19 protein-coding genes and 1 other annotated feature are annotated in these 26972 nt (G+C 56.4%); of the genes, 17 read left to right on the forward strand and 2 right to left on the reverse strand.

What is annotated here, in order from left to right; all coding sequences use genetic code 11:
* Window positions 1-906: 906 nt before the first annotated feature.
* The 12 genes from IAG03_RS02290 (at window position 907) to IAG03_RS02350 (ending at window position 17453) form a co-directional block, all read left to right on the forward strand.
* Window positions 907-2136 (forward strand): glutamine synthetase family protein, encoded by a 1230-nt coding sequence (locus tag IAG03_RS02290; RefSeq protein WP_249318095.1) that lies wholly within the window; start codon window positions 907-909, stop codon window positions 2134-2136.
* Window positions 2137-2150: 14 nt separating this feature from the next.
* Window positions 2151-2738 carry an ANTAR domain-containing response regulator gene (locus IAG03_RS02295; protein WP_249318097.1) on the forward strand — a complete coding sequence of 196 codons (588 nt, stop codon included), beginning with the start codon at window positions 2151-2153 and terminating at the stop codon, window positions 2736-2738.
* Between the two features lie 10 nt (window positions 2739-2748).
* Complete coding sequence (gene purF / locus IAG03_RS02300; RefSeq protein WP_249318099.1) at window positions 2749-4167, forward strand: amidophosphoribosyltransferase; 1419 nt, start codon at window positions 2749-2751, stop codon at window positions 4165-4167.
* A 43-nt stretch (window positions 4168-4210) separates the two neighbouring features.
* Window positions 4211-5290 (forward strand): carbamoyl phosphate synthase small subunit, encoded by a 1080-nt coding sequence (locus IAG03_RS02305; RefSeq protein WP_249318101.1) that lies wholly within the window; start codon window positions 4211-4213, stop codon window positions 5288-5290.
* Window positions 5281-9330: a carbamoyl-phosphate synthase large subunit gene (carB, locus tag IAG03_RS02310; protein ID WP_249318102.1), complete on the forward strand. Its 4050-nt coding sequence runs from the start codon at window positions 5281-5283 to the stop codon at window positions 9328-9330. The genes IAG03_RS02305 and carB overlap by 10 nt, the downstream gene beginning before the upstream one ends.
* Entirely contained in the window at window positions 9327-10853 is a 1527-nt protein-coding gene (gene guaA / locus IAG03_RS02315; protein ID WP_249318103.1) for a glutamine-hydrolyzing GMP synthase, read from the forward strand. Before carB ends, guaA begins: the two co-directional genes overlap by 4 nt.
* Window positions 10854-11029: 176 nt before the next feature.
* Window positions 11030-11920, forward strand: coding sequence for a DapH/DapD/GlmU-related protein (locus tag IAG03_RS14200; protein WP_283242948.1), 891 nt, complete (start codon window positions 11030-11032; stop codon window positions 11918-11920).
* A gap of 234 nt (window positions 11921-12154) precedes the next feature.
* Window positions 12155-12931: a YoaK family protein gene (locus tag IAG03_RS02330; protein ID WP_249318105.1), complete on the forward strand. Its 777-nt coding sequence runs from the start codon at window positions 12155-12157 to the stop codon at window positions 12929-12931.
* A gap of 184 nt (window positions 12932-13115) precedes the next feature.
* A complete protein-coding gene (gene pyrG / locus IAG03_RS02335; protein WP_249318106.1) occupies window positions 13116-14750 on the forward strand; it encodes a CTP synthase in 1635 nt (544 codons plus the stop codon).
* A 23-nt stretch (window positions 14751-14773) separates the two neighbouring features.
* Entirely contained in the window at window positions 14774-15955 is a 1182-nt protein-coding gene (locus IAG03_RS02340; protein ID WP_249318107.1) for an LL-diaminopimelate aminotransferase, read from the forward strand.
* A gap of 161 nt (window positions 15956-16116) precedes the next feature.
* On the forward strand, window positions 16117-16356 hold the full coding sequence (locus tag IAG03_RS02345) for a hypothetical protein (RefSeq protein WP_249318108.1): 240 nt from the start codon (window positions 16117-16119) through the stop codon (window positions 16354-16356).
* Between the two features lie 170 nt (window positions 16357-16526).
* The gene (locus tag IAG03_RS02350; RefSeq protein ID WP_249318109.1) at window positions 16527-17453 is read left to right on the forward strand and encodes an AEC family transporter; all 927 of its coding nucleotides are present in this window, start codon (window positions 16527-16529) and stop codon (window positions 17451-17453) included.
* Between the two features lie 136 nt (window positions 17454-17589).
* Here IAG03_RS02350 and IAG03_RS02355 read toward each other — a convergent pair whose 3' ends face one another.
* The gene (locus tag IAG03_RS02355) at window positions 17590-18390 is read right to left on the reverse strand and encodes an IclR family transcriptional regulator (protein WP_249318110.1); all 801 of its coding nucleotides are present in this window, start codon (window positions 18388-18390) and stop codon (window positions 17590-17592) included.
* A gap of 240 nt (window positions 18391-18630) precedes the next feature.
* Here IAG03_RS02355 and IAG03_RS02360 point away from each other — a divergent pair, with 240 nt between their 5' ends.
* The 3 genes from IAG03_RS02360 (at window position 18631) to IAG03_RS02370 (ending at window position 21923) form a co-directional block, all read left to right on the forward strand.
* Complete coding sequence (locus IAG03_RS02360) at window positions 18631-19659, forward strand: zinc-dependent alcohol dehydrogenase (protein WP_249318112.1); 1029 nt, start codon at window positions 18631-18633, stop codon at window positions 19657-19659.
* A gap of 42 nt (window positions 19660-19701) precedes the next feature.
* A complete protein-coding gene (locus tag IAG03_RS02365; protein WP_249318114.1) occupies window positions 19702-20688 on the forward strand; it encodes an SMP-30/gluconolactonase/LRE family protein in 987 nt (328 codons plus the stop codon).
* A 275-nt stretch (window positions 20689-20963) separates the two neighbouring features.
* Window positions 20964-21923 (forward strand): glycoside hydrolase family 88 protein, encoded by a 960-nt coding sequence (locus IAG03_RS02370; RefSeq protein ID WP_249318115.1) that lies wholly within the window; start codon window positions 20964-20966, stop codon window positions 21921-21923.
* Between the two features lie 558 nt (window positions 21924-22481).
* Here IAG03_RS02370 and galT read toward each other — a convergent pair.
* Window positions 22482-23459, reverse strand: a complete 978-nt coding sequence (gene galT / locus IAG03_RS02375) for a galactose-1-phosphate uridylyltransferase (protein ID WP_249318117.1) — start codon at window positions 23457-23459, stop codon at window positions 22482-22484.
* 134 nt (window positions 23460-23593) lie between these two features.
* Here galT and IAG03_RS02380 point away from each other — a divergent pair, with 134 nt between their 5' ends.
* Entirely contained in the window at window positions 23594-24466 is an 873-nt protein-coding gene (locus tag IAG03_RS02380) for an AraC family transcriptional regulator (RefSeq protein ID WP_249318118.1), read from the forward strand.
* Between the two features lie 623 nt (window positions 24467-25089).
* Window positions 25090-25342, forward strand: a binding site (T-box leader).
* A 102-nt stretch (window positions 25343-25444) separates the two neighbouring features.
* Window positions 25445-26824 carry a TrpB-like pyridoxal phosphate-dependent enzyme gene (locus IAG03_RS02385; protein WP_249318120.1) on the forward strand — a complete coding sequence of 460 codons (1380 nt, stop codon included), beginning with the start codon at window positions 25445-25447 and terminating at the stop codon, window positions 26822-26824.
* Window positions 26825-26972 lie beyond the last annotated feature (148 nt).

The following is a 26972-nucleotide window of genomic DNA, read 5'->3' on the forward strand; positions in this document are numbered from 1 at the left end:
CCGTTCCGTGGTGCAGTGGACGCGAGAGGGCGCTTGTTCCGTTCCGCGGGCACGAAGTGTCTTTCATCGCGCACACGGAGTGTGTCCCATCGCGCCGGAGATTTTCTCTGTTCTGTAGTGCAGTGGACGCGCACGCGAAGCGTGTTTCATCGCGCCGGAGGTTTTCTCCGTTCTGTAGCGCGCTGGACGCGAGAGGGCGCTTGTTCCGTTCCGCGGGCACGAAGTGTCTTTCATCGCGCACGCGGAGTGTGTTTCACCGCGCCGGAGATTTTCTCTGTTCTGTAGTGCAGTGGACGCGCACGCGAAGCGTGTTTCATCGCGCCGGGAGTTTTCTCCGTTCCGTGGTGCAGTGGACGCGGGAGAGCGCTTGTTCCGTTCCGCAGACACGAAGTGTCTTTCATCACGCACACGGAGTGTGTTTCACCGCGGACACGTAGTGTCTCTCATCGCGCCGGAGATTTTCTCCGTTCCGTGGTGCAGTGGACGCGGAAGGGCGCTTGTTCCGTTCCGCGGACACGAAGTGTCTTTCATCGCGCACACGGAGTGTGTTTCACCGCGCCGGGAGTTTTCTCCGTTCCGTGGTGCAGTGGACGCGGGAGGGCGCATCTGCCATTCCGTGGCGCACTGGACTTGCGCGGACACGATGTGCCTGCCGTTCTGTTGGCGGCAGCGGCGCTTGCGTGAGCGGTGGCGCGGAAGGACCGATTGGGTTCCGCTGCTTTCAGATTGCAGATAGCACGCGGAAACGGCGTTCGGAGAATTTGCGGCAGGGTGCATGCGGGCAGCTTTGGCTTTTGCGGTGCACTGCGGCAATTTCAAGGGCGCGTTCCGGCAGTGCGCAAAGAAGCGCGCTGCAAAAGATTTAACCAAACGTAGTTTTACAGGAGACAAAAAAGGGGGAACGAAATGCTGTACACAGAGTCCGATGTGGTGGAATATATCACAGACAATGACGTGAAATTCATCCGTCTCTCCTTCTGCGACGTGTTCGGCGTCCAGAAAAATCTTTCGATTATGCCGGTAGAACTGGAGCACGCGTTTCGCACGGGCGTCCCGGTAGATGCCTCTGCGGTGCGTGGCTTCGGCGACGAGGAAAGCGGCGATGTGCTGCTGTTTCCGGATCCGTCGACCCTATCGCTTCTGCCCTGGAGGCCGTCTCACGGACGGGTCGTGCGTTTTTTCTGCGACGTCAAGTACCGGGACGGTTCGCCGCTTGAGTTGGACGGGCGCTATCTGCTGAAAAAAGCAATGCGCGCGATGCGGGAAGCCGGCGTCTCGTGCCGCTTCAGTGCGGGCTGCGAGTTTTACCTTTTCCAGGCGGATGACAGCGGCAATTCAACCGGGATTCCGTTCGATCGGGCGGGCTATATGGGAATTGCACCGGAGGACAAAGGTGAAAATGTCCGCCGGGATATCTGCCTGACGCTGGAGGAAATGGGCATTGTGCCGCTGCGTTCGCTGCACAAGCACGGTCCGGGTCAGAACGAAATTCAGTTCCAGGACAACAACGCGCTGCGCTCAGCGGATGATGTGACGACGCTGAAATTTGTCGTGCGGACAGCGGCGGCGCGCAGCGGGCTCTTTGCGACGTTCAGCCCCAAGCCGATCCGCGATCAGAACGGCAGCAGCTTTTTAATCCGATTATCCCCGACTGGCGGCACGGGCGGCTCTTGCGCCGACGCTTTTCTTGCGGGGATTTTGGAGCATATAGAGGAAATTACCGCGTTTTGCAATCCGTCGGTCGCGTCCTATGAGCGCTTGGGCGGGTTTAAAACGCTGCGGTATGTCACGTGGACGCACAACAGCCGTCAGCAGCTGATGCGCAAGACCATCGACGCGGACGGCACACAGTGGATTGAACTGCGTTCGCCGGATTCTACCGCGAATCCGTACCTTGTCTACACCTTGCTTCTTTATGCAGGGCTGGACGGCGTCAAGCGGGGGCTTTCGGCGCCGGAAGCCTTTGACCAGGGCCTTTTGAGCCTCGACCGGGAACAGCTCAAGGCATTGCGGCAGCTGCCGGAGCATTTTGAGGATGCCATTGCGCTTGCTTTGGACAGCCCGTTTATCCGGGAACATCTTCCGGAGCGGCTGCTCTGTGCATATGTGGAGCGCCAGACAGATTCGCAGCGGTAAGAGGAGGGGCGCAGATGCTTTGCGAAAAACCGCCCCAACATGTTTTGATTGTTTCGAGCGCGGAGAAAGGCGCCGCCTACATCTCAGAACTGCTGAACCCGCGCGCCTATGATGCCGTTGCAGTGGCAAAAAGCGGAACGGAAGCTAGGCGGATGCTGATTTCCGAGACGTATGAGCTTGTGGTGATCAACGCGCCGCTTTCCGACGAGTTTGGCCACGAGCTTGCAATCCGGGTGGCGGAGGACGGCGCGTCCGGCGTCATTTTGATTGTAAAAAACGAATTGTTCGATGAAATTTGCCATCGTGTGGGGGATGATGGCGTACTGACGGTAGCAAAACCGGTCTCCCGGCATCTGTTCTACCAGGCGGTAAAGCTTCTCGAAGCGGTGCAGGCCCGGTGGAGAAAGCTGGAAAAAGAGAACCGGAAACTGCAGGTCAAGCTGGAAGAAATCCGGATTGTCGCACGCGCCAAGTGTATTTTGATGGAATATCTCAATATGAGCGAAGGCGATGCGCACCGGTACATTGAAAAACAGGCAATGGATTTGCGGACAACGAAAAAAACGGTTGCGGAAAATGTTCTAAAAACATATGATCATTAGGGGCTAAGCTATGAATTTTGATAAGTTACACGAAGAATGCGCGGTTTTCGGCGCAAGCCTGCGAAACGATGAGGCTGCGGGCGTCACCTACAACGGACTTTTGGCGATGCAGCACAGAGGACAGGAAGGCGCCGGAATTGCAGTATCCAGAGGGCACAGCCTGCTGTATCACAAGGACGTCGGCCTGGTCAGCGAGGTCTTTACGCCGAAGGTGATGGAGCGCCTGCCCAAAAGCGGTACGGCGATCGGACATGTCCGGTATTCGACAACGGGTTCCAACACGCAGAATAACGTGCAGCCGATCATCACGGAATTTCTCACTGGGCGGATTGCGACCGCCCACAACGGCAATGTCGTCAACGCCAAGGCGCTCAAGGAACAGCTTGAGACCTGCGGCCTGGATTTTGCCGCGACCAGCGACAGCGAGGTTATTTCTTCGCTGATTGCCTACAAAACCCTCAAAACCGGGAATGTGTTCGACGGCATCGTCGCTGCGGCGAAGGAGCTGATCGGCGCGTTTTCCCTGATTATCCTCACCGGAGATCACCGGCTGATCGCCGTGCGGGATCCCAACGGATTCCGGCCGCTTTGCATCGGGCGAAATGCGCTCGGCGTTGCGGTTGCTTCGGAGAGCTGTGCGCTCGACAGCTGCGGATTTACCTTTGTCCGCGATGTCGAACCCGGTGAAGTCGTCATTATCGAAAACGGCGAGATTGTCAGCAGCACGATCTGCCTGACCTCCAAACGGCGCGGTCTGTGTATTTTTGAGTATGTCTATTTTGCGCGCACAGACTCTGTGATCGACGGCCTGAGCGTCTTTGAAGCGCGTCACCGGATGGGTGCGCAGCTTGCGAAGGAGCATCCGGTCGACGCGGATGTCGTGTGCGGCGTGCCGGACAGCGGCCTGGAAGCGGCCGCAGGCTACGCTGCGGAGAGCGGACTGCCGCTTGTGCCCGGATTCGTGAAAAACCGGTACATCGGCCGCAGCTTTATTTTCCCGACGCAGTCCCAGCGTGAAAATGCGGTCAAGCTCAAGCTCAACCCTTTGCGCTACAACATCGAGGGCAAGCGGATTGTGCTGATCGACGATTCGATTGTCCGCGGGACAACCTGTGCACTCATTATCAAGAGCCTCAAGAGCGCGGGCGCCAAAGAGGTGCATATGCGGATTTCCTCCCCGCCGTTCCGGCATACCTGCCACTTCGGGACGGACATCGACAGCGAGGAAAATCTGATTGCCAATCAGATTTCCATCGAGGAGATCCGGCAGAAGATCGGCGCGGATTCGCTCGGCTTTATCAGTATCGAAGGACTTGAAAAATCCTGCGAAAAGAGCCGGATGCCGTTCTGCACGGGTTGCTTTACCGGTGATTACGGAATTGACGACGCCGTGTTTTTCGACAAGGGACAGCTGGAAACAGAAGCGTAAAACAGGCTTTGCAGATGAATTTTATGGAAAAGGTGTGAGGGCAATGCCAGCGTATCTGGTTTTGGAAAACGGAAAAATTTTTGAAGGAACGCCGTTCGGCGTGCGCCGGGAGGTCGTTGCGGAGGTCGTATTCGCAACGGGCATGACCGGCTATCTCGAGACCTTGACGGACAAAAGTTATTACGGACAGATGGTGGCCCAAACGTTCCCGCTGATCGGGAACTACGGCGTGATTCCTGCTGATTTTGAAGGGAATCGGATTGGCCCTTGTGCCTACATTGTGAAAAATTGGTGTCGGACGCCCTCCAACTTCCGCAGCGAGGGTGATCTTGACACCTTTTTTAAAGATATCGGGGTGGTCGGGCTCTGCGGAATCGATACCCGCTCGCTCACAAAGACGATTCGCGAGAGCGGCGTCATGAACGGCATGATTACCTACAGCCTGACCGACGTCAACCTCGAAAAAATCCGGAATTACCGGGTGCGGGACGCGGTTCCGGCGGTTTCGGTTCCGGAGATGTACACCGAAGGCCCCGAAAACGCGCGGTATCATGTTGCGCTGATGGATTACGGCATGAAAGAAAACATCAAGCGGGAGCTGATCCGCCGCGGATGCCGGGTGACGGTTTGTCCGCACGACACGAAAGCGGACGCCATTGCGGCGCTTCAGGCGGACGGCGTGATGCTCTCGAACGGACCGGGAGATCCTGCGGACAACACGGAGATCATCGAAAACCTTCGGAGAATTTTGGATCTGAACTTGCCGACCTTCGGCATTTGCCTCGGGCATCAGCTTTTAGCGCTGGCAAACGGGTTTACGACCTGCAAGCTCAAATACGGACACCGCGGCGCCAACCAGCCGGTAAAAAATCTTGAGACCGGAAGAATTTACATTTCCAGCCAGAACCACGGCTATGCGGTCGTTTCGGGCAGCATCAACCCGGATCTTGCGCAGGAATGGTTTCGGAATGTCAACGACGGAACCTGCGAGGGCATCCGATACCGGAATCATCCGGCGTTTTCCGTGCAGTTCCATCCAGAGGCCTGCGGCGGACCGCAGGATACCGAACTGCTGTTTGAAGCATTTATTGAGAGAATGGAGGCGAACCGGACATGCCGCTGAATCAGGAAATCAAAAAAGTACTCGTAATCGGTTCCGGCCCGATTGTCATCGGCCAGGCCGCAGAATTTGACTATGCCGGCACACAGGCATGCCGCGCGCTGCGTGAAGACGGCATTGAGATCGTCCTTGTCAACTCCAACCCGGCGACGATCATGACCGACAGCGCCATGGCGGACAAGGTTTATATTGAGCCGTTAAATCTGGAAATCATCAAGCGCATCATCATCAAGGAGCAGCCGGACAGCATTTTGGCCGGCTTCGGCGGACAAACCGGCCTGACGCTCTCGATGCAGCTTGCCAAGGAGGGCTTCCTCAAAGAGCACGGCGTGCGTCTGCTCGGCGTTTCGCCGGAGACCATCGACAAGGCCGAGGACCGTCAGCTCTTTAAAGATACGATGGAAAGCATCGGACAGCCCTGCATTCCCTCGAAGGTGGTCAACACGGTCGAGGACGCGGAAGCGTTCGCGGAGGAAATCGGCTATCCGGTCATCATCCGACCGGCGTTTACCCTGGGCGGCAGCGGCGGCGGAATTGTCGATAACCGAGAACGGCTCGACGAAGTTGCAGCGAACGGCCTTGCGCTTTCTCCGATTACGCAGATTTTGGTGGAAAAGAGCATCGCCGGGTGGAAGGAAATTGAGTTTGAAGTAATCCGCGACGGTGCGGGCAACACCATCACCGTCTGCTCCATGGAGAACTTTGACCCGGTCGGCATCCATACGGGCGACAGCATCGTCATCGCGCCGGCGGTCACGCTCTCTGATAAGGAATATCAGATGCTCCGCACGGCGGCGCTCAAGATTATCAACACACTCGGCGTGGAGGGCGGCTGCAACTGCCAGTTTGCGCTGCATCCGACCTCGTTTGAATATGCGGTCATCGAAGTCAACCCCCGTGTGTCGCGCTCTTCGGCGCTGGCCTCCAAGGCGACGGGGTATCCGATTGCAAAGGTTGCGACGAAAATCGCGCTCGGCTATACGCTTGACGAGATCCGCAACGCGGTGACCGGTAAAACGTATGCGGCGTTTGAGCCGACACTCGACTATGTGGCGGTCAAGTTCCCCAAATGGCCGTTTGACAAGTTCGTTTATGCCAAGCGGGAACTCGGCACGCAGATGAAGGCAACCGGGGAAGTGATGTCGATTGCCGACAGCTTCGAGATGGCGCTGATGAAGGCGGTGCGCGGTGCGGAAATTTCCGCCGACACGCTCCGGGTGCCGAAATTCGAGAAGATCTCGGACGATGCGCTGTGGCAGATTGTGCGCGGCGCGACGGATGAGCGCCTGTTCGCCATTTATGCACTGTTCCTGCGCGGGGTTTCGGTTTCGGAAATCCACGAAGCGACGATGATCGACAACTGGTTTTTGGAAAAGCTGCAGAACCTGCTCGCCTATGAGCGCGAAATCGAAGGGCATCCGCTCTCAGAGGAAGCGTATATCCGCGGCAAGCAGCTCGGCTACACCGACGCGGCGCTTGCGCGCCTGTGCGGCACGGCGCCCGTGTTCTCGCTGGAGCCGACCTACAAAATGGTCGATACCTGCGGGGCGGAATTCAGCGCGGTGACGCCCTATTTCTACGCGACCTACGACACCGAGGCGATGGGCGGCGAAAACGAGGCGATGGATTTCATCGCGCAGAGCAAGAAGCCGCGCGTGGTGGTGCTCGGATCCGGCCCGATCCGGATCGGGCAGGGCATCGAATTTGACTATGCGAGCGTTCACTGTGTCAAATCGCTGCAGGAACTCGGCTATGAGGTCATTATCATCAACAACAACCCGGAAACGGTTTCCACGGACTTCGACACCGCCGACCGGCTCTATTTTGAGCCGCTTTGCGACGAGGACGTGATGCATATTATCGAAATTGAGCAGCCGGAGGGCGTGGTGTGCGCGTTTGGCGGACAGACCGCCATCAAGCTGACCAAGGTGCTCAGCAAAAATCAGATTCCGATCATCGGCACCTCCGCGGACAGCATCGACGCCGCAGAGGACCGCGAACGCTTCGACGAGCTGCTGGAGACGCTCGGCATCAAGCGCCCGAAGGGGTATACCATTATGACGGCGCAGGAAGCGCTCGAAGCGGCGCGCGCACTTGAATATCCGGTTCTGATGCGCCCGTCCTATGTCCTCGGCGGCCAGAATATGATTATTGCCTCCTGTGACGAGGATATCGAGGAATATATGGAGATTATCCTGCGCCACAAGCAGGACAATCCAGTGCTCATCGACAAGTATTTGAGCGGCATGGAAATTGAGGCGGACGCCATCTGCGACGGGGAAGATATTTTGATCCCCGGCATCATGAAGCATGTTGAGCGGACCGGCGTGCACTCCGGCGACAGCATCGCCGTCTATCCGGCGAACGACATCGACGACGATCTGGCGGCGGTAATCGTAGAGACGACCGAAAAACTCTGCAAGGGCCTGCACGCCGTCGGCCTGATCAATCTGCAGTATATCATCATGGACAAGACGCTTTATGTCATCGAGGTCAATCCCCGCGCTTCCCGTACGGTGCCGTATCTGAGCAAGGTGACGGGCGTGCCCATGTGCGACCTCGCGACCAAGGTGAGCCTCGGCTACCGGCTGCGCGATCTCGGATTCGGAACCGGGCTTTACCGCAATTCGCCGTATACGGCGGTCAAGGTGCCGGTGTTCTCCTTTGAGAAGCTGACGGACGTCGATACGCAGCTCGGACCGGAAATGAAGTCGACCGGCGAGGTACTCGGCATCGGCAATAACCTCGAGGAAGCGCTCTACAAGGGCCTTGTGGCTTCCGGATGCAAAATGCAGAAGGGCGGCGGCGTCATCATCACCGTGCGCGACAGCGATAAATTCGAGATTGCCGATATCGGCGTGAAATTCCACAAGATGGGCTTTACGCTCTACGCGACAGAGGGTACGGCCGCTGTGCTGCAAAAGCACGGGCTGCCGGTGGAGCTGGTTTCCAAAATCCACAAGAGCGATTTCAACACGATTACGCTGCTGGAGAGCGGCAAGATCAACTATATTATCTCGACCTCCGCAAAGGGACGCGATCCTGCGCGCGACAGCGTCAAGATCCGGCGCAAGGCCAGCCTGCTCGGCATTCCGTGCCTGACCTCGATCGACACGGCGAATGCGCTTGCGGACAGCCTGATGAGCCGCTATACAGTGGGAAATATTGAGCTGATCAACATCAACAGCCTCAAGAGCGAAAAGCAAAAGCTGCGCTTTACAAAAATGCACGGCTGCGCGAATGACTATATCTATATCAACTGCTTTGAGCAGGAGATCCAGACGCCGGAATTCCTCTCCATCTTCCTTTCCGACCGGCACACCGGCGTCGGCGGCGACGGCGTGGTGCTGATCTGCCCCTCGGAGGTTGCCGACGCCAAGATGCGGATGTTCAACCTCGACGGCAGCGAAGGAAAAATGTGCGGAAACGCGATCCGCTGCGTCTCAAAATATCTCTACGACAACAACATGGTGCGCAAAAAGGATCTTTCCATCGAAACGCTCAGCGGCATCAAGCACTGCCGCGTCACGACGACCTACGGTTTTGTCAGCCGGGTGACGGTCGATATGGGCAAGGCGGAGCTGACGCCGGCACTGATTCCGGTTCGGTCGGACAAGGAAATCGTCGTAGACGAGCCGGCGGTCATCGGCGGCAAAGACTATCGGATCACCTGTGTTTCGATGGGAAATCCGCACTGCGTGGTCTTTTGCGACAGCGTGGATGCGCTGAATTTGCCGGAGATCGGGCCGCTGTTTGAACACGATTCGCTCTTCCCGGAGCGCGTCAACACGGAATTTATCGAACGGATCGACGATCACACGCTGAAAATGCGCGTTTGGGAGCGCGGAAGCGGAGAGACGCTTGCCTGCGGAACCGGCGCGTGCGCTTCGGTGGTTGCGGCGGTGCTCAACGGATTCTGCCGGAAAGGCGAGGACGTCCGCGTGATGCTGCGCGGCGGCGATCTGACGATCAACTACCGCGATGAGGGCGTTGTCATGACCGGCAACGCGGAAAAGGTATTTGAAGGGGAAGTAGAAATATGAACAGCGAAGTCGTTTTAATTCTGGATTTTGGCGGACAGTATAAAGAGCTGATTGCCCGCCGGGTGCGCGAGTGCGGTGTCTATTCCGTCATCAAGCCCTACAAGACAAGCCTTGAGGAAATTCGGAAGATCAACCCGATCGGCATGATCTTGACCGGCGGGCCGAACAGCGTTTACGCGCCGGAGTCTCCGCTGTGCAGCAAAGAGCTCTTTTCGATGGGAATTCCGGTGCTCGGCATCTGCTACGGCATGCAGCTGATGAATTATCTGCTCGGCGGTACCGTCAATCCCTGTGAAAAAAGCGAATACGGCCGGATTCCGGTGACCATCGATCGGCCGTCCGTGCTCTTTGAGGGTCTTTCCCCGGAGCAGGTGGCGCTGATGAGCCACACCGATCAGGTCAGCGTGCTGCCGGAAGGCTTTGAGAGCCTGGCGCACACGGCGACCTGCCCGAATGCAGCGGTTGCCAATCCGGCAAAAGGCCTTTATGGATTCCAGTTCCATCCGGAGGTGGAAAACACTGTCCACGGCATGGAGATGCTCAAAAATTTCCTCTTCGGCGTTTGCCACGCGCGCGGAGATTACACCATGGACGACTATATCGACACGCAGGTTGCCGCTGTCCGCGAAAAGGTCGGGAAGGATAAGGTTCTCCTGGCGCTTTCGGGCGGGGTCGATTCCTCTGTCTGTGCGGCGCTGCTCTCAAAGGCGATTCCGAACCAGCTGGTGTGCATTTTTGTCGATCACGGGTTTATGCGGAAAAATGAGGGCGACGAGATCGAGCGGATTTTCACGAAAAAGGACGTCGAATTTGTGCGCGTGAATGCGGCGGATCGGTTCCTGGAAAAGCTGCGCGGCGTTTCGGAGCCGGAGCAGAAACGCAAGATCATCGGCAAGGAGTTTGTCGAGGTGTTCCAGGAGCAGGCCAAACGTTTTTCAGACGTCAAATATCTGGCGCAGGGCACGATTTACCCGGATGTAATTGAATCCGGAACCGACAGCTCCGCGACGATCAAGAGCCACCACAACGTCGGCGGACTGCCGAAAAACATGGATTTTAAAGGCCTGGTGGAACCGCTCAACGGCCTGTTTAAGGACGAAGTGCGCCGGGTCGGCAAGATGCTCGGCCTGCCGAATTATCTGATCAACCGTCAGCCGTTCCCCGGCCCGGGACTTGCCATCCGGATCATCGGAGAGCTGACGCGCGAAAAGCTCGATTTATTGCGCGAGGCCGATGCCATCGTGCGTGAGGAGATCGGGAAATCCCGTTCGAAGGTCAACCAGTATTTCGCGGTGCTCACGAATGTCCGCTCGGTCGGCGTGATGGGAGACGACCGCACCTACGACTACACGGTTGCACTGCGCGCGGTGACCACCAATGATTTTATGACCTGCGAATACGCAAAACTGCCGCATTCGCTGCTCTCGAAAATCGCCTCCCGCATCACCAATGAGGTCAAAGGCGTCAACCGCGTGGTGTACGACATCACCAGCAAGCCGCCGGCGACGATTGAATGGGAATAAGCCGGAGCTTGGCTTGTGCGGCCGGGGGCTGTATGACAGCGTGATTGGCTGTGCAGCAAAAAAGGAAGGCCTGTGAAAACGATGGACCGCATCGGGAGAAAGCAGCAGGGGCTGCCGTATTATTATGATGATCCGGCGATCCTCGGCGACCAGCACAGCACCAGTATCCGGAGAAATTGGCGCAGTATAACCGGATTTCGCCCATGGAGCCGGAGCGCCGCGCGGCCATGCTGCCGCAGCTGTTTGCAGAGATCGGCCCGGGCTGCACGGTGGAAACGCCGGTGCATGCCAATTGGGGCTGCAAGCACGTTTCGATGGGCGAAGGCACGTATGTCAGCTCCAATGTGACGTTTGTGGACGGCGGCTGGATCACCATCGGCTCGTTTTGTCTGATTGCGCCGAATGTCGTGTTTTCGACTTCCGGGCATCCGATTTTGCCGCAGCTGCGAAAAAATCATTACGTCTATAATCTGCCGGTCTGCATCGGGGACAATGTCTGGATCGGCTCGGGCGCACAGATCCTGCCCGGCGTAACGATTGTGGACGGCGGCTGGATCACCATCGGCTCGTTTTGTCTGATTGCGCCGAATGTCGTGTTTTCGACTTCCGGGCATCCGATTTTGCCGCAGCTGCGAAAAAATCATTATGTTTATAATCTGCCGGTCTGCATCGGGGACAATGTCTGGATCGGCTCGGGCGCACAGATCCTGCCCGGCGTGACGTTTGTGGACGACGGCTGGATCACCATCGGCTCGTTTTGTTTGATTGCGCCGAATGTCGTGTTTTCGACTTCCGGGCATCCGATTTTGCCGCAGCTGCGAAAAAATCATTACGTCTATAATCTGCCGGTCTGCATTGGGGACAATGTCTGGATCGGCTCGGGCGCACAGATCCTGCCCGGCGTAACGATTGGGGAAAACAGATTGATCGGCGCGGGAAGCGTCGTAACGCACGATATTCCGGCCAATGTGGCGGCATACGGCGTTCCGTGCAAAGTGATCCGGGAGATCGGAGAGCAGGACCGCAGATATTACGACAAGGATCGGAGACTGGATGTATGGGAATAACCGGTTTGCACCATCGGCATGCTGGCGCAAAGCCGGCGGAGAATTTCATTCCAGCGCGGCCTGACCGGCACAAGACTTGTGTTTTTGGGTTAGGATCAGCCGGCAAGACCAATGAATTGGGATTGTGTGAGCGGAACGCCGGATGCATCCGGTTTGAAAATGGGTTGGAAAGGCTGAAACAATATTGCGGATTCAAAATCAAAAAAGGACTCCCGCACGGAGGTGCAGAGAACCGTGAGCAGTGTCTGCGGGAAATCAACAGACAGCGCACAAGCGCAGAATACGCACGCGCTGCAAGCGGAAAAACAATATCTCGAGTGCGAGAAAAGCTGGGTTTATGACACGCTGATTACCGTTGCAGGTTTTTTCGGCGCGTATACCTATTTACTTCGCGGAAATGTCTTCTGCAACGCGCAGACGGGCAACGTCGTCTTGATGGGGATTGCGCTCGGCAGCGGAAAATGGGCAAAAGCGCTCTATTATCTGATCCCGATCTTCGCCTATTTTGCGGGGTCGTTTCTTTCGGAGCTGCTGCCCGGGCCGATGAAGCGCCGGCTGCTGCTGCGCTGGGACACGCTGCTGATTGCGGTGGAAATGCTCGTGGTGGCGGGGCTCGGATTTGTGCCGGACAGCGCGCCGGTGCAGATTTCGCAGATTGCGATTAACTTTATCGCGTCCATGCAGTACAACACCTTCCGGCAGTCGGAGGGCGTCCCGATGGCGACGACGTTTGCGACGAACCATATTCGGCAAATCGCCATTGCGCTTGCAAAGTCCGCTTTGCACCGGAACGCAGAGAACGCCTGGTATCGCAAGCGGCTTTTGCGGCACTTGCAGATGCTGCTGTTCTTTTTGGCGGGCGCGGCGCTCGGGACGGTGTTTTGCCATCTCTTTTCCGGCAGGGCAATCTGGGTGACGCTCCTGCCGTTCGGGGTGGTGTTCATCGCGCTGCTGCACGCGGACCGCACCAGCGAAAGAGAACTGCTTGCGCAGAAACCGGCCGGGCATTAACCAGCGCAGTCCAAAAACGGCGCCGGCAGTTCAGCTTGTAAGCGTGCAGTTACGCATTTTGATAGAAGAGAAAACGGAATCAAAAGCGGGAACGGGGGCCTGCTTTTTTCAAAATATGATTTATTAGTGGGGGAGCGCACGGCTGCGAAAACAGGCGGCGTACCGAAGGAAAGGACGAAAGAACATGACAAAATATATCTTTGTAACAGGCGGTGTGGTTTCGGGCCTCGGAAAAGGAATTACAGCGGCGTCGCTCGGACGGCTTTTAAAGGCGCGCGGCTTGAAGGTCGCCGCGCAGAAACTCGATCCGTACATCAATGTGGACCCCGGCACGATGAGCCCGTACCAGCACGGCGAGGTGTTCGTAACTGAGGACGGCGCAGAGACGGATCTGGACCTCGGCCACTATGAACGCTTCATTGACGAGGACTTGAACCAGTTTTCGAACCTCACGACCGGCAAGGTCTACTGGAATGTGCTCAACAAGGAGCGCCGCGGCGAATACCTCGGCGAGACGGTACAGGTCATTCCGCATATCACCAACGAGATTAAGGAATTTATCTACAGCGTCGGCAACAAGTCGAACGCCGATATTGTCATCACGGAAATCGGCGGTACGGCCGGCGACATCGAAAGCCAGCCGTTTATGGAGGCCATCCGCCAGGTTTCTCTGGAGGTCGGGCTGCAGAACTGTCTGTTTATCCACGTGACGCTGGTGCCGTACATCAAGAGCTCCGGCGAGCACAAGTCCAAGCCCACCCAGCACTCGGTCAAGGAAATGCAGTCGATGGGTATTTCGCCGAATATCATCGTCATGCGCTGCGACGAGCCGGTCGGGGAGAGCATCCGCAATAAAATCGCGCTCTTCTGCAACGTCAAGCCCGACTGCGTGATCGAGAATATTACGCTTCCGGTGCTGTATGAGGCGCCGATTATGCTCGAAAAGAACCATTTTTCGGATATCGTCTGCCGCGAACTCGGCATGTATGCGCCGGTGTGCAATCTGGAGGATTGGGGCAACATGCTCGACCGGATCCGCAACCGTACCAAAAAAGTGCGGATCGGACTGGTCGGAAAATACGTCCAGCTGCACGACGCCTATCTCTCTGTTGCAGAAGCCATGCGCCATGCGGGCTATGAGACCAGCGCGCGGGTGGAGATCAAATGGATCGACTCTGAAACGGTCACAAAAGACAACGCCGCGGACATCCTGCGCGGATGTGACGGTGTGATTATCCCCGGCGGCTTCGGCAACCGCGGCATCGAAGGTAAAATTGCGGCGGCGCAGTATGCCCGGGAGAACAATGTCCCGTATCTGGGGCTCTGCCTCGGCATGCAGATTGCCGTGATCGAATTTGCGCGCCATGTCTGCGGCATCGCGGACGCAAACTCCGGCGAATTTGACGAGGGCGGCGCGCATCTGGTCATCGACTTTATGCCCGACCAGAACAACTCGATGAACAAGGGCGGCACGATGCGTCTGGGCAGCTATCCGTGCAAAATTAAGCCCGGCACGATGATGGAGAAATGCTATCAGAAGGAACTGATCGGCGAACGCCACCGCCATCGTTACGAGTTCAACAACGATTACCGCGCCCTGATGGAGGAAAAAGGCCTTGTCGTCAGCGGAACCTCGCCGGACGGCCATATTGTCGAGACGGTGGAGCTGACGGACAAGCGTTTCTATGTCGGCGTACAGTTCCATCCGGAATTTAAGAGCCGTCCGAACCGCGCGCATCCGCTCTTCCTGGAATTCATCAAGGCGTCTCTCGCGTACAGCGCAGAAAAGCAGGCAAATGCCGCGCAGATCGCGGAGTAAAATGGGAAAGGGGCTGGCACAGTATGAAGATCAACCGGCATTATCTTGAATTGCAGGAAAGCTACCTGTTTTCGACGATCGCCAAAAAGGTTTCGGCGTATACGGCGGCGCATCCGGAAAAGGAAGTGATCCGGATGGGCATCGGCGACGTTACGCTGCCGCTTTGCCCGGCTGTGGTCTGCGCCATGCAGCGTGCGGTCGCGGAGATGGGCGAAAAGGCAACGTTCCGCGGGTACGGCCCGGAGCAGGGATACGCCTTTTTGCGCGAGGCAATTCAGTCGCATTATGCGGGATACGGCGTTGCGCTTTCCGCGGATGAAATTTTTATCAGCGACGGCGCAAAGAGCGATCTCGGCAATATTCTCGATATTTTTTCTCTGGAGAACCGGGTTCTGGTGCCGAATCCGGTCTATCCGGTTTATGTGGATACCAACCTGATGCTCGGCCGTCCGGTGACGTACTTGAACGCCGGAGAGGAAAACGCGTTCCTGCCGATGCCGGATGACACGGTGCAGGCAGATCTCATCTACCTCTGCTCGCCGAATAACCCGACCGGCGCTGCGTATACGCGGGAGCAGCTGGCACAGTGGGTGGATTATGCACAGAAGCAGCACGCGCTGATCCTTTTTGACGCGGCTTATGAGGCGTTTGTCAGCGATCCGGCGCTGCCGCACAGCATTTATGAAATCGAAGGCGCCAAAAGCTGCGCGATCGAGTTTTGCTCGTTTTCCAAAACAGCGGGCTTTACCGGCACGCGCTGCGGCTATACAGTGCTGCCGCAGGCGCTGCAGTTTGAAGGCGTACAGCTTTCGAAACTCTGGCTGCGCCGGCAGACCACGAAATTCAACGGTGTGCCGTATATTGTCCAGCGCGGCGCAGAGGCGGTCTTTACGCCGGAAGGCCAGCAGCAGGTGATGCAGGCGATTGCCTATTACCGGGAAAATGCCCGCGTGATGGCGCAGGCGCTCCGGGCGTGCGGCGTCTGGTTTACCGGCGGAGAAAATTCGCCGTATGTTTGGATGAAGTGCCCGGACGGCATGGATTCCTGGGCGTTCTTTGACCGGCTGCTTGAAGAAGCGAATGTAGTCGGTACGCCGGGAAGCGGGTTCGGCGAAAACGGAGAGGGCTTTTTCCGCCTGACGGCGTTCGGCGATGCGGAAAAGACGAAAGAGGCCATGGCGCGCCTGCAAAAATTGATCTCGTAAAAAGTACGGTTCAAAGCGGCGCGCAAAAGCTGCGCCGTTTCCACAATTTGCAAAAAACAGAGGCGCCGCAACGAGCGGTATCGGGCGAATCCGGCGGACCCCGGATTTGTGCGGGTTCGTGCGAATTTGCGTGCTGCGCGGTTTGGCTGCGTCCGGAGGATTTGCAGCACGGCAGAAGCGGCGCGACAGAAAAGCGGCGCGACCGGGCGACCGGAGAGCTGCTTCTGCTGTACAACGCGCAGAGCAGGAAACCGGGCGGTATGCAGCGCGATAGCGGACGCGCGGATCCCGGAACGCACGCGCGGTGTGCGTTTCCGTCAGTAAAGCGGCGTCGGAATGCTGCACATCACGGATGCAGAATGCGTATGGCGCAGCGTGGATCGGCGCGGACAGCAGGGTAACACAGGATATTCCGGCCAATGCGGCGGCACACGGCGTTCCGTAGGGATCCGCGAAATCGGAGAACAGGATCGGCTGTATTGCGACAAAGCTTAGAAAGAACAAATGAAATGGCGGCAGAAAAGGGCATAAAGCGTCCGGATCATCGAAAAAAGAGGGGGAATTGCACCGAATGCTGGAAAATATTTTGACGGTTGGTGAGCAGGTTTTGGTGCTGTTCCTGCTCATGGCGGTCGGGTTTGTCTGCGGAAAGCTGAAAATCCTGACCGGAAATGCGGTGGCCTCGATTACGGATCTGTTGCTCTATATTGTGACGCCGTGCATGATTCTCTACTCGTATCAGCGCGCGTTCGATCCGGACATGCTGCGGGGATTTCTGATTGCCTTTGCCGCGGCGGTGGGAATTCACCTGATCAATATTGTGCTGAGTCTGCTGCTGATTCGCGACCGCGACCAGGCGCGCAGGCGGGTGCTGCAGTTTGCGGCGATTTTCTCAAACTGCGGCTATATGTCCATTCCGCTGCAGCAGGCGGTTCTCGGAAGCGACGGCGTATTCTACGGGTCAGCGTACATTGCGATTTTCAACCTGATTTTCTGGAGTTTCGGCGTCTTTTTGATGAGCGGCGACCGCAAGGCGTTTTCCGGAAAGCGGATTCTGCTCAATCCGGGCATCTTGCCGGTACTTGCCGGAATTTTGATGTTTTTGCTCTCGATTCCGCTGCCGGAATTTCTGAATACGACGATGGCGTCGATCGCTTCGCTCAACACCCCGCTGCCGATGTTCATTATCGGCTATTACCTTTCAAACGTCCGCTTTCGGGAGTGCCCGATTTCGGGTGCGGTCTGTTGGAGTATGGCGCTGCGCCTGATTTTGCTGCCGTTTTTGGCGCTGGGCCTGATGGCGCTCTGCGGTGTGCGCGGGGTTGTCTTGGTGACCAGCACGATTGCGGCTTCTGCGCCGGCGGCTGCCGCTACGACGATGTTTGCGCTGAAATTCCATCAGGATACGGATCTTTCGGCGGAACTGGTATCGCTGACGACACTGTTTTCTATTTTGACAATGCCGCTGGCTGTCGGTGTCGCGCAGTTTTTAGCCTGAATTTTTTGCAATCGTTTTATTTTTATAATGAAAAAGAAAACGCCCGCTGCAAGCGCCTTTCCGGTTTGGAAGGCTGCCCCGCAGCGGGCTTTTTTTAATGCTTTTTGTCAAATCCGGGAGCCCGCATCATACCGTCTCAAAAATGCCCTTCGGTCGGATAGATCTCCCGGCCGCCGAGCAGCGTGGAGATCTGGTTGGCGGTTTCGCTGATCCGCCGGCCGTAAACAGAGACGAAGGTGTCGCGGTCGCAGGTGACAAGGGAGCCGGAACACCCGACCGAGCCGACAACTGCGCCGGTGTGGTCGAAAATCGGCGCGGCGTAGCAGACGATGCCGTATCCGAATTCCTCAATGTCGGTCGCATAGCCGTTTTCGCGGACACGCGCAAGATACGCTTTGAATTCATAGGGGTCGGTGATAGTGTGTTCGGTCATCTTCCGGAACGGCAGTTTGCAGTAACGGTCGATGGCCTCGTCGCCGGCATAGGCAAGCAGAACCTTTCCGGGTGCAGAGCAGTAGAGCGGGTAGCTGCCGCCGACCGCGCCGGAAACCTTGACGCTTTTGACGGAATCGAGGTGCTGAATATAGACGACCGCATTTTCGCGCAGGACGGCAAGATAGGTGCTCTCGCCGGTTTTTTGCCAGAGCGAATAGACAAACGGCAGCGCGGCGTTGTTGAGCGTCAGGCGCTGGAGGGACTTGCTGGTCGTTTGGAATGGCTGGAGCGTCAGCTGGTATTTTCCGTTTTGCTCGTCGAGATAGACCCAGTTTTCTTTCTGCAGGGTGTTTAAAATTCGGTAGACCATATTTTTGTTCAGGTCCAGTTTTCGGCTGATCTCGGAGATGCCGAGCGCCTGGGATTCACTTGCGAGCAGTTCAATCAGTTTGACCGCATTGGTAACGGCCGGAGCAAGCTGCTGTGTGCTGTTATTTTCCATTTGGATTCCTCGCTTCCAAGTCCCATGTTTTTATGAATCGTTGCAAAGAAGTATTCAAAGAAGAGGTTCTGTTATATTGACAATTTCATAATAATCTGGTATAAGTATAGTACGGTGTTATGTATTTATATTAGCACCGTGATCGTTTTTATCATATCACGCCGCTTCCGCGCTGTCAACAGCCGGAACCCTTCGAAAGTTCTGCGGAAGCAATAAAATATGGATAGGAGAGATTGCAAAATGAAAGGATACGTTGTTTATCCGGATGGAACCTGTGGCTTCGACGAGCTGCCGATGCCCAAATACGATGCGTACAGCGCGCTGGTCAAAATGGAGAGCTGCGGCATCTGCAACGGGACGGATATGAAAATTATCCATCACAAGTTTAAGGGGATTCCCTATGATAAACCCATTGTCCTCGGCCACGAAGGCGTCGGCCGCGTGATCGAAAAAGGGGAAAAGGTCAAAAACTTTGAAATCGGCGATCTGGTGATCCTGCCCTTTATCGGAGACGCGCCCGAAGGCTACACCAGCGCGTGGGGCTCCTATGCAGAATATAATGTGGTCAGCGACGCGGCCGCGATGGAAGCGGACGGCCTGATTCCGGACGACTTTATGTATGCGCAGCAGAAACTGCCCGCGGACATCGATCCGGTCAACGCGGCGATGATTATCACCTTCCGCGAGGTGCTCAGCACCATGAAAATCTTCGGCATGGAGCCGAATAAGAGCATCACGATCCTGGGACTCGGCCCGGTCGGCCTGAGCTTTGTCAAGTTTGCGCGTCTGATGGGCATGGGCCCGATCATCGCGCTCGATATCGTCGAGGAAAAACTCAAACTCGCCAAAGAATACGGCGCGGATTATGTCTTTAACAGCAAAGAGGTCGATGTCGAAAAGGAAGTGCGCGGCATTTGCCCGGACGGTGTGGACTTTGTCCTGGATGCCGTCGGCATTCCGGCCTTTATCAATACCGGCCTGTCCATCATCAAGCCCTCCGCAAAGATCTGTGTTTACGGCATTTCTCCGATCAACAAGGGCGAGATCGACTGGAGCCGCTGCGACTACAACTGGACGCTGCAGTTTAACCAGTTCCCGTCGAAGAAGCTGGAGGCCGAAGCGCACAGCCAGATTCTCAACTGGATGAAACTCGGTGTGCTGGATCCGGCGGATTATGTCTCGCATGTCTTTGATTTTAAGGACCTCAACGAGGCCTTTGCAAAGATCGAACGCCGCGAGCCGATGATGAAAATGGTTGTCAAGTTTTAAGCCCGAGGGCTTTTGATAAAAACAGAAGGAGATGTGTGACTGATGAAACAATCTACGCTTTTTACCATCCTGCCCGATTACATCAATACGCCTGACGGCATGACCATCGACTGGCACGGCAATCTGGTGCTTTCCTGCCCGAACTATGCGGATACCTCGACCTCCGGCGTCGTGGTACGGATCGACAAGGACCGCAAGGTCACGAAATGGTTCGACGTGCCGGTACATGAGGAAACCGGCGTTGCGCGCAACATGGGCATCGAATTTGACAGCGACTGGAATGTGTATCTCTGCGATAACCAGGGCTGGTCCGGCGCGCCGGAGCTCCAGTTTAAGGGACGCGTGCTCAAACTGAAGGTAGACGACGAGGGTAATATCCTCAAGACCACGGTGGTCGCATACAATATGGAGCATCCGAACGGCATCCGGATCCGCGACGGATACATGTATGTCACGCAGAGCTATCTGACGAAGGTGGAGGATCCCTCCGGCAAGCTCGTCAGCTGCGTGTATCGGTTTAAGCTCGACGATGAGAACATCGAAATCAAGAATACGCTGGAGGATCCGAACATCCTCACGACGTTTGTCACGCAGAACCCCGACTGCCAGTACGGCGCGGACGGCATCGTGTTCGATCCGGAGGGCAACCTCTATGTCGGCAACTTCGGTGACGGCGCGGTTTACAAAATCACCTTCAACGCGGACGGCAGCGTCAAGAGCAACGCGGTCTTTGCGCAGGATCCCGCACAGCTGCAGAGCACTGACGGAATGATCATGGACAAGGATCACAACATTTATGTTGCGGACTTCAGCGCCAACGCGATCGGCAAAATTTATCCGGACGGCCGCGTCGAACGGATTGCGCAGAGCCCGGACAGCGACGGCTTGCATGGGGAACTCGATCAGCCGGGCGAACCGATCATCTGGGACGGTGTGATTGTCGCTTCCTGCTTCGACCTGGTAACCGGACCGGACAAGGTCAACACCCAGCACGAGATGCCGGCGACCATGGCACAAATTGAACTGTAAGACGATTTGTTTTTGGGAGAGGAATTGGCTCCGCCGAGCCAATTCCTCTGCGTAAATCTGCACAAAAAATGCGTTCCGGCTAAAACGGGCAGAGACCGGTTTCTTCAGCAGCCCGACGCCAGACGTTTTGGCCAGAGATTCGGTGCGCTGTTGTTTTTCCGGCAGCAGGTTGCGGTTCTGCGAAAAGAAACGCTTTTGCGCAAATGCGCGGAATGGGCGTATTTGCGGCAGAAAAACGATGCTGTGTCAATCGAATTACCGAGGAGGAAGCACACATGGACAAAATGGCATGTCTCAAACAGGCAAAGCTTGCAACACTTGCAATGCAGCGGTATTCCTGGGAACAGGGAATCGTTGCGCAGGCTTTTTTGGAACAGGGCGACCGGGACGTTGTCATTGCGATGGCCAAAGAAGCACAGAACCGCCAGACGGCAGACGGACGCGCTGCCTCGATTGGCGAACAGCCGGCGGTAACGGATCCCTGTGCGGCAGGAGAGCCGCTCATCTATGCCTATGAGCAGACGAAGGATCCGGTCTTTAAAGAATCGTATGAAAAAATGCTGCATTGGGCGATGGTGACCGCGCCGCGCAATGCGGACGGCATTGTCTATCATCTCGATAATTCCCCGCAAATGTGGGTGGACTCCTTTGACATGCTTCCGCCGTTTTTGGCGCGTGCCGGAGAATACGACGAGGCGCTCAAGCAGGCGAACGGGTACTGGAAGCTGCTCTTCCAGCCGGAGAAAAATCTGCTCTCGCACATTTGGCATGACGGCGAACAGCGGTTTATCCGGGACGCGGTTTGGGGCGTCGGCAACGGCTGGGCAATGGCCGGTATGACGCGCGTGATTGCGCTGCTGCCGGAGCGCTATGCAGCGGAAAAGAAGCTGCTGGCTGAGCGGATTGACACGCTTTTGAAAGCGGCGCTGAAGCTGCAGCGTCCGGACGGTCTGTTCCACGATGTGCTGGACGATCCGAACAGTTTTGTGGAGACGAACTTTGCGCAGATGGCGGCCTATACGATTTACCGCGGCGTGAAGGGCGGATGGCTCGATGAGGCATACCTCGAGAAGGCCGACAAAATGCGGAATGCCGCTTGGGAAAAGCTCGACAGCTACGGCCTTGTGCAGGGCGTCTGCGGCGCGCCGACCTTTGACAAGCCCGGCGTTGCGCCGGAAGGGCAAGCGTTTTTCCTGCTGATGGAAGCAGCCGCCAGAGATTTTATGCAAAAATAACCGCAAGCGCCGGTTTTACCGGCAATCTGTAAGGGCGGTGCTTTTGCCGATCCTTCAGCAGAACCGACCAAAGGCGCGGTTTCGTGTTTTGGGCCGGTTTTCGGGCGGCTTGCAGTCCGGCAAGCAGAAAAAGCCGCTTTTGCGGCGGCCCTGCGCGGAGTTGCGTTTGCGGAGAATATTTCCGGCGCGCGGTTTTGTGCGCAGGATTGCATGGCACAGCGGATGCGTCGGTTTTACCTTTGAAAGCGCGGTTTCTCGGCGCTAATGGTGCAGCCTTTCTCGGCTCGTTGATGCGGCGGCGACGCCGTCTGCGACCGGAAGCGCGTCTGAAACGGACATTTTAATGGGCCTGAATCTCGGGCCGATACGCTCAAAAAAGAAAAACCAGACGAAGTGCGTTTCGTCTGGTTTTTTTGCGCCGAAAGGTGCGGGTTTTGACAAAAGCAGCCGCAAAAAAGCGGCTGCTTACGATGGGCACGCAGTGCACTCCTAGCGGGGACAAGATTTGGAGGATTCTTTATAAGAGCAGAGTAACAGCTGCGTTTGTCAAATGGACTTTTATTCCGTCCGGCCGGTGGCACGCCGGTAGGCTGCGCGCAGCTCTTCGGCGGCGGTTTCCGGACAGGTGGGGTTGCAGTGCGCCCAGGCGCCGGTTTCGCTCGAAGCGTTGTACTTCATCTTGGCTGCAGAACGCATCGGCGGGAAGAACTCGATGTGGAAATGGAAATCGCCGTTTGCTTCTTCGCAGTTGATGGGCGCGTTGTGCATGCACATCATATAGGGGAAGGTGTAATCAAAGAGGGAATCGAGCATGGTCACGGTCTGCTTGAGCGTGACGGCCAGAGAGAGGCGTTCCTCTTTGGTGAAATCGGTGAGATATTTGCAGTGCCGGTTAGAGATGATATAAACGCCGTAGGGGTACTCCGTGAAGAAGGGGAGAAAGACCGTAAAGTGTTCGTTTTGGAAGATGATCCGTCGGCCGTCGGCACGCTCGTGTTCCATCATCTCGCAGAACAGGCATTTTCCGTCGTGCTCCGCCGCATATTCGGCGGCAGAGGCCGTTTCAAGGCGCAGCTTTTTCGGGACGAACGGGTAGCCGTAAATCTGACCGTGCGGATGCGGCATGGTGACGCCGACCGCTTCGCCGCGGTTTTCAAAGATAAAGCAATATTTGATTTTGGGGTCGGACCGCATGGCTTCAAAGCGTTCGCACCAGAGATCCACGAGTTTTGCGACATGTTCGTCGCTGAGGTCCGGCAGCGTGGCGGTGTGTTTCGAGGAATAGAGAATGACCTCGCACTTTCCGTAGCTCGGCGCCGTCCGGAAAAAATCATCTGCAACATCGTCGGGGGTCGGGGGATCCTGCGAGAGCGCGGGGAAATCGTTATCGTATTTGTAGACGTCGAAGTGCTCCGGGACTTTTCCGGAGCCGGGGCAAAACGGACACCAGTCTTTCGGCATTTGCGGCCGGTTTTGCCGGTGGGAAGCAATCATAACCCAGTCTTGTGTCAGGGGGTGCCAGCGTAGTTCAGCCATCATCATCCGCTCCTTTCCTTTTCTTTTACTATACTGCGTTTTTGGGTTTTGCCGCAATTGAAAAAAGTTTTGATATATGGATTTATGTTGCTTTTTTGTGTGAAATCGGATAAGATGAAACGGGAGGTGTGCACATGCAGGGAGAGCAGTATAAGCATTCGTATAAATCCGAACACCGCGCGGTGCTGTCGCTTTGCGTCTATAATGCAGGGTTTGAGCAGTGCGGTGCGGGGTTTTGCTGGGGGCCGGGTGTGCGCGATCATTATCTGCTGCATTATGTGACCTCCGGATTTGGGACGTATACTATTTTCGGAGAGACCTATGCGATCGGCCCGGGAGATTTATTTTTAGCTTATCCGGACACGGAGATTTCATACCGCGCAGACGAAAAAACGCCATGGGAGTATTATTGGGCCGGATTTCAGGGCAGCGAGGCGCCGCTGCTGCTGAGCCAGACGGCGTTTTCTGTCGGGCAGCCGGTTTGGCATCCGGCAGACGGAGAGACGATCAAGGCGCTGCTGCTCGATATTTATGAGAGCCGGGGCAGTGGGATCGGCGGAGAATTGCGGATGGCCGGACGGCTGTATGCGCTTTTTGCCGCGCTGATTGAGGCAAACTCCGGCGGAGTAGAGGCCGGGCGCGAACAGGTGCGCCGGGCTTGCGAGTATATTGCAAATAATTTTTCCAGGCCGATTTCGGTCGCGCAGATCGCCGAACACACCGGATTGTGCAGAAGCTGGCTGTATCGGGAATTTCAGCGGTATATGGGAGTGTCGCCGGTGCGGTATCTGATTCAGTTCCGGCTGCTGCAGGCCTGTATGCTGCTGGAAACAACGGCGCTTTCGGTGAAGTCGGTTTCGTTTTCGGTGGGGTTTGAGGATCCGCTCTATTTTTCCCGCGCATTTAAAAAACAGTACGGCGTTTCTCCGAAGGAATACCGGACACGCCACGCAGGGCAATCCGGCGGAGCCTTTTCGGAACCAGGACGCTTTGCAGAAAACCAATGAATGACAGGGCGGGAAAGTCGAGGCTCAGACGCGCGGCAGGTGTGACGAAAGGCACTTCGTGTCCTCTCGCGTCCAGGGCGTCTATAGGGCGGGGGAAGCTTTTGGCATGGCGAGACACAACTGCGGAACGGGAAAAGTGTCCTCCCGCGTCCAGCGCGCTACGGAATAGGGCAAATCTCCGGCGTGGTGAAGCACGCTGCGCGTGCGCGATGAAAGACACTTCGTGTCCTTCCGCGTCCAGGGTGTTTATAGGGCGGGGGAAGCTTTTGACATGGCGAGACACAACTGCGGAACGGGAAAAGTGTCCTCCCGCGTCCAGCGCACCACGGAATGGGGCAAATTTCCGGCGCGATGAAACACGCTGCGCGTGCGCGATGGAAGACACTTCGTGTCCTCTCGCGTCCAGGGCGTTTATAGGGCGGGGGAAGCTTTTGGCATGGCGAGACACAACTGCGGAACGGGAAAAGTGTCCTCCCGCGTCCAGCGCGCTACGGAATAGGGCAAATCTCCGGCGCGATGAAACACGCTGCGCGTGCGCGGTTGAAAATACTTCCTGTGGAAAAATTTGAAAAAAGGACTTGACAAGACGATTTTGGACGCCTATAATAAGGACAAATTTAATTGCAAAACCGTTGAGAGGGAGATAAAACCGGTAACGGATTCTCAGAGAGCCTGTGGTGGTGGGATACAGGTAGTTAGCGGACCGGACAAATGGACCCTTGAGGTCTGCGCGGAAAGGCATTGCCGAGTATATGCAGACGCGTGCTCGCGTTATAGGGCAGGGCTGTGTTAGCAGTCTGATTGAGGTGGGCTTTCTTTTGATTGAGAGAAGGTCAAGCAAGGTGGTACCGCAGGAGTATAACTCCTGTCCCTGCAAAGTTGCGGGGACAGGAGTTTTTTTATTTCATCCGGCGCCATCCTCAGAAGGTTCCTTGCTGTCGCCAACGGGAAGCAAATCAAAGAAAGGGGCAAATAACCATGAAAAACATTCCTTACAAAATTTATCTTTCTGAAGAAGAGCTGCCGCGGCAATGGTATAATGTGCGGGCGGATATGAAGACCGACCACTCGCCGATCCTCAATCCTGCTACGCTGAAACCGGTGACGGTTTCGGATCTGGAACCGGTATTCTGCACGGAGCTTGCCAAGCAGGAACTCAACACCACCGACCGCTTTATCGACATTCCCGACGAGGTGCGGGACTTCTACAAAATGTACCGTCCGTCCCCGCTGGTGCGCGCGTATTGCCTGGAAAAAGCGCTGGGGACGCCTGCGAAAATTTACTATAAATTTGAAGGCCAGAACACGTCCGGCAGCCATAAGCTCAACTCCGCAATTGCGCAGGCCTATTATGCCAAACAGCAGGGGCTGACCTCTCTGACGACGGAGACCGGCGCCGGCCAGTGGGGAACCGCGCTCTCGATGGCTTGCGGCTATTTCGGCCTGAAGCTGCGGGTTTATATGGTCCGCGTTTCCTCTGAGCAGAAACCTTACCGCAAAGCGGTGATGGAAACCTACGGCGCGAAGGTGATTCCGTCTCCGTCCGATACGACGAATGTCGGACGCAAGATCCTCGCGGAATTCCCGGATAATACGGGCAGCCTCGGCACCGCGATTTCTGAGGCGGTCGAGGTTGCGGTCTCCACGGAGGGCACCCGCTATGTGCTCGGCAGCGTGCTCAATCAGGTGCTCCTGCACCAGACGATTATCGGACTGGAATCGAAAAAAGCGCTTGAAAAATGCGACGAATATCCGGATATCGTCATCGGCTGCGCCGGCGGCGGCTCCAACCTCGGCGGCCTGATGGCGCCCTTTATGCAAGATAAGCTCGCCGGACGGCATGCGCCGCACTTTATCGCGGTGGAACCGGCTTCCTGCCCCTCTTTGACCCGCGGCAAGTTTGCGTATGATTTCTGCGATACCGGCAAAGTTACGCCGCTTGCCAGGATGTATACGCTCGGCAGCGGATTTATTCCTTCGGCCAATCATGCGGGCGGGCTGCGGTATCACGGCATGAGCCCGATCCTCTCCCAGCTCTATCACGACGGCTATCTTGATGAGGCGCGGTCCGTGGAACAGACCAAGGTTTTTGAGGCGGCAGAGCTGTTTGCACGCGTAGAAGGAACGCTTCCGGCGCCGGAATCTTCGCATGCGATTGCGGTGGCAATTCAGGAAGCGCTCAAGTGCAAGGAAACCGGCGAGGAGAAGACCATCCTCTTCGGATTGACCGGTACCGGCTATTTCGATCTGGCGGCCTATATGGCCTACAATGCCGGCACGATGACCGACTATATCCCGACAGATGCAGACCTGGAACGCGGATTCTCCTGCATTCCGCATCTCGACGGCATTCAGTAAATCAGACCATTTATGAGAAAAAAAGCAGATGCTTCCCGGAAGGGTGCATCTGCTTTTTGTGCTTTTGGAGACCTTTTTGCGGGGGCGATCCGGCAGCGCGGCCGTATTGACCCCGTGCGCGGAAAATGCGCGGGAAAAGAGAAGATCA

Origin of the sequence: Yeguia hominis (genome assembly GCF_014384705.1) — a bacterium.
Classification (GTDB): domain Bacteria; phylum Bacillota; class Clostridia; order Oscillospirales; family Acutalibacteraceae; genus Yeguia; species Yeguia hominis.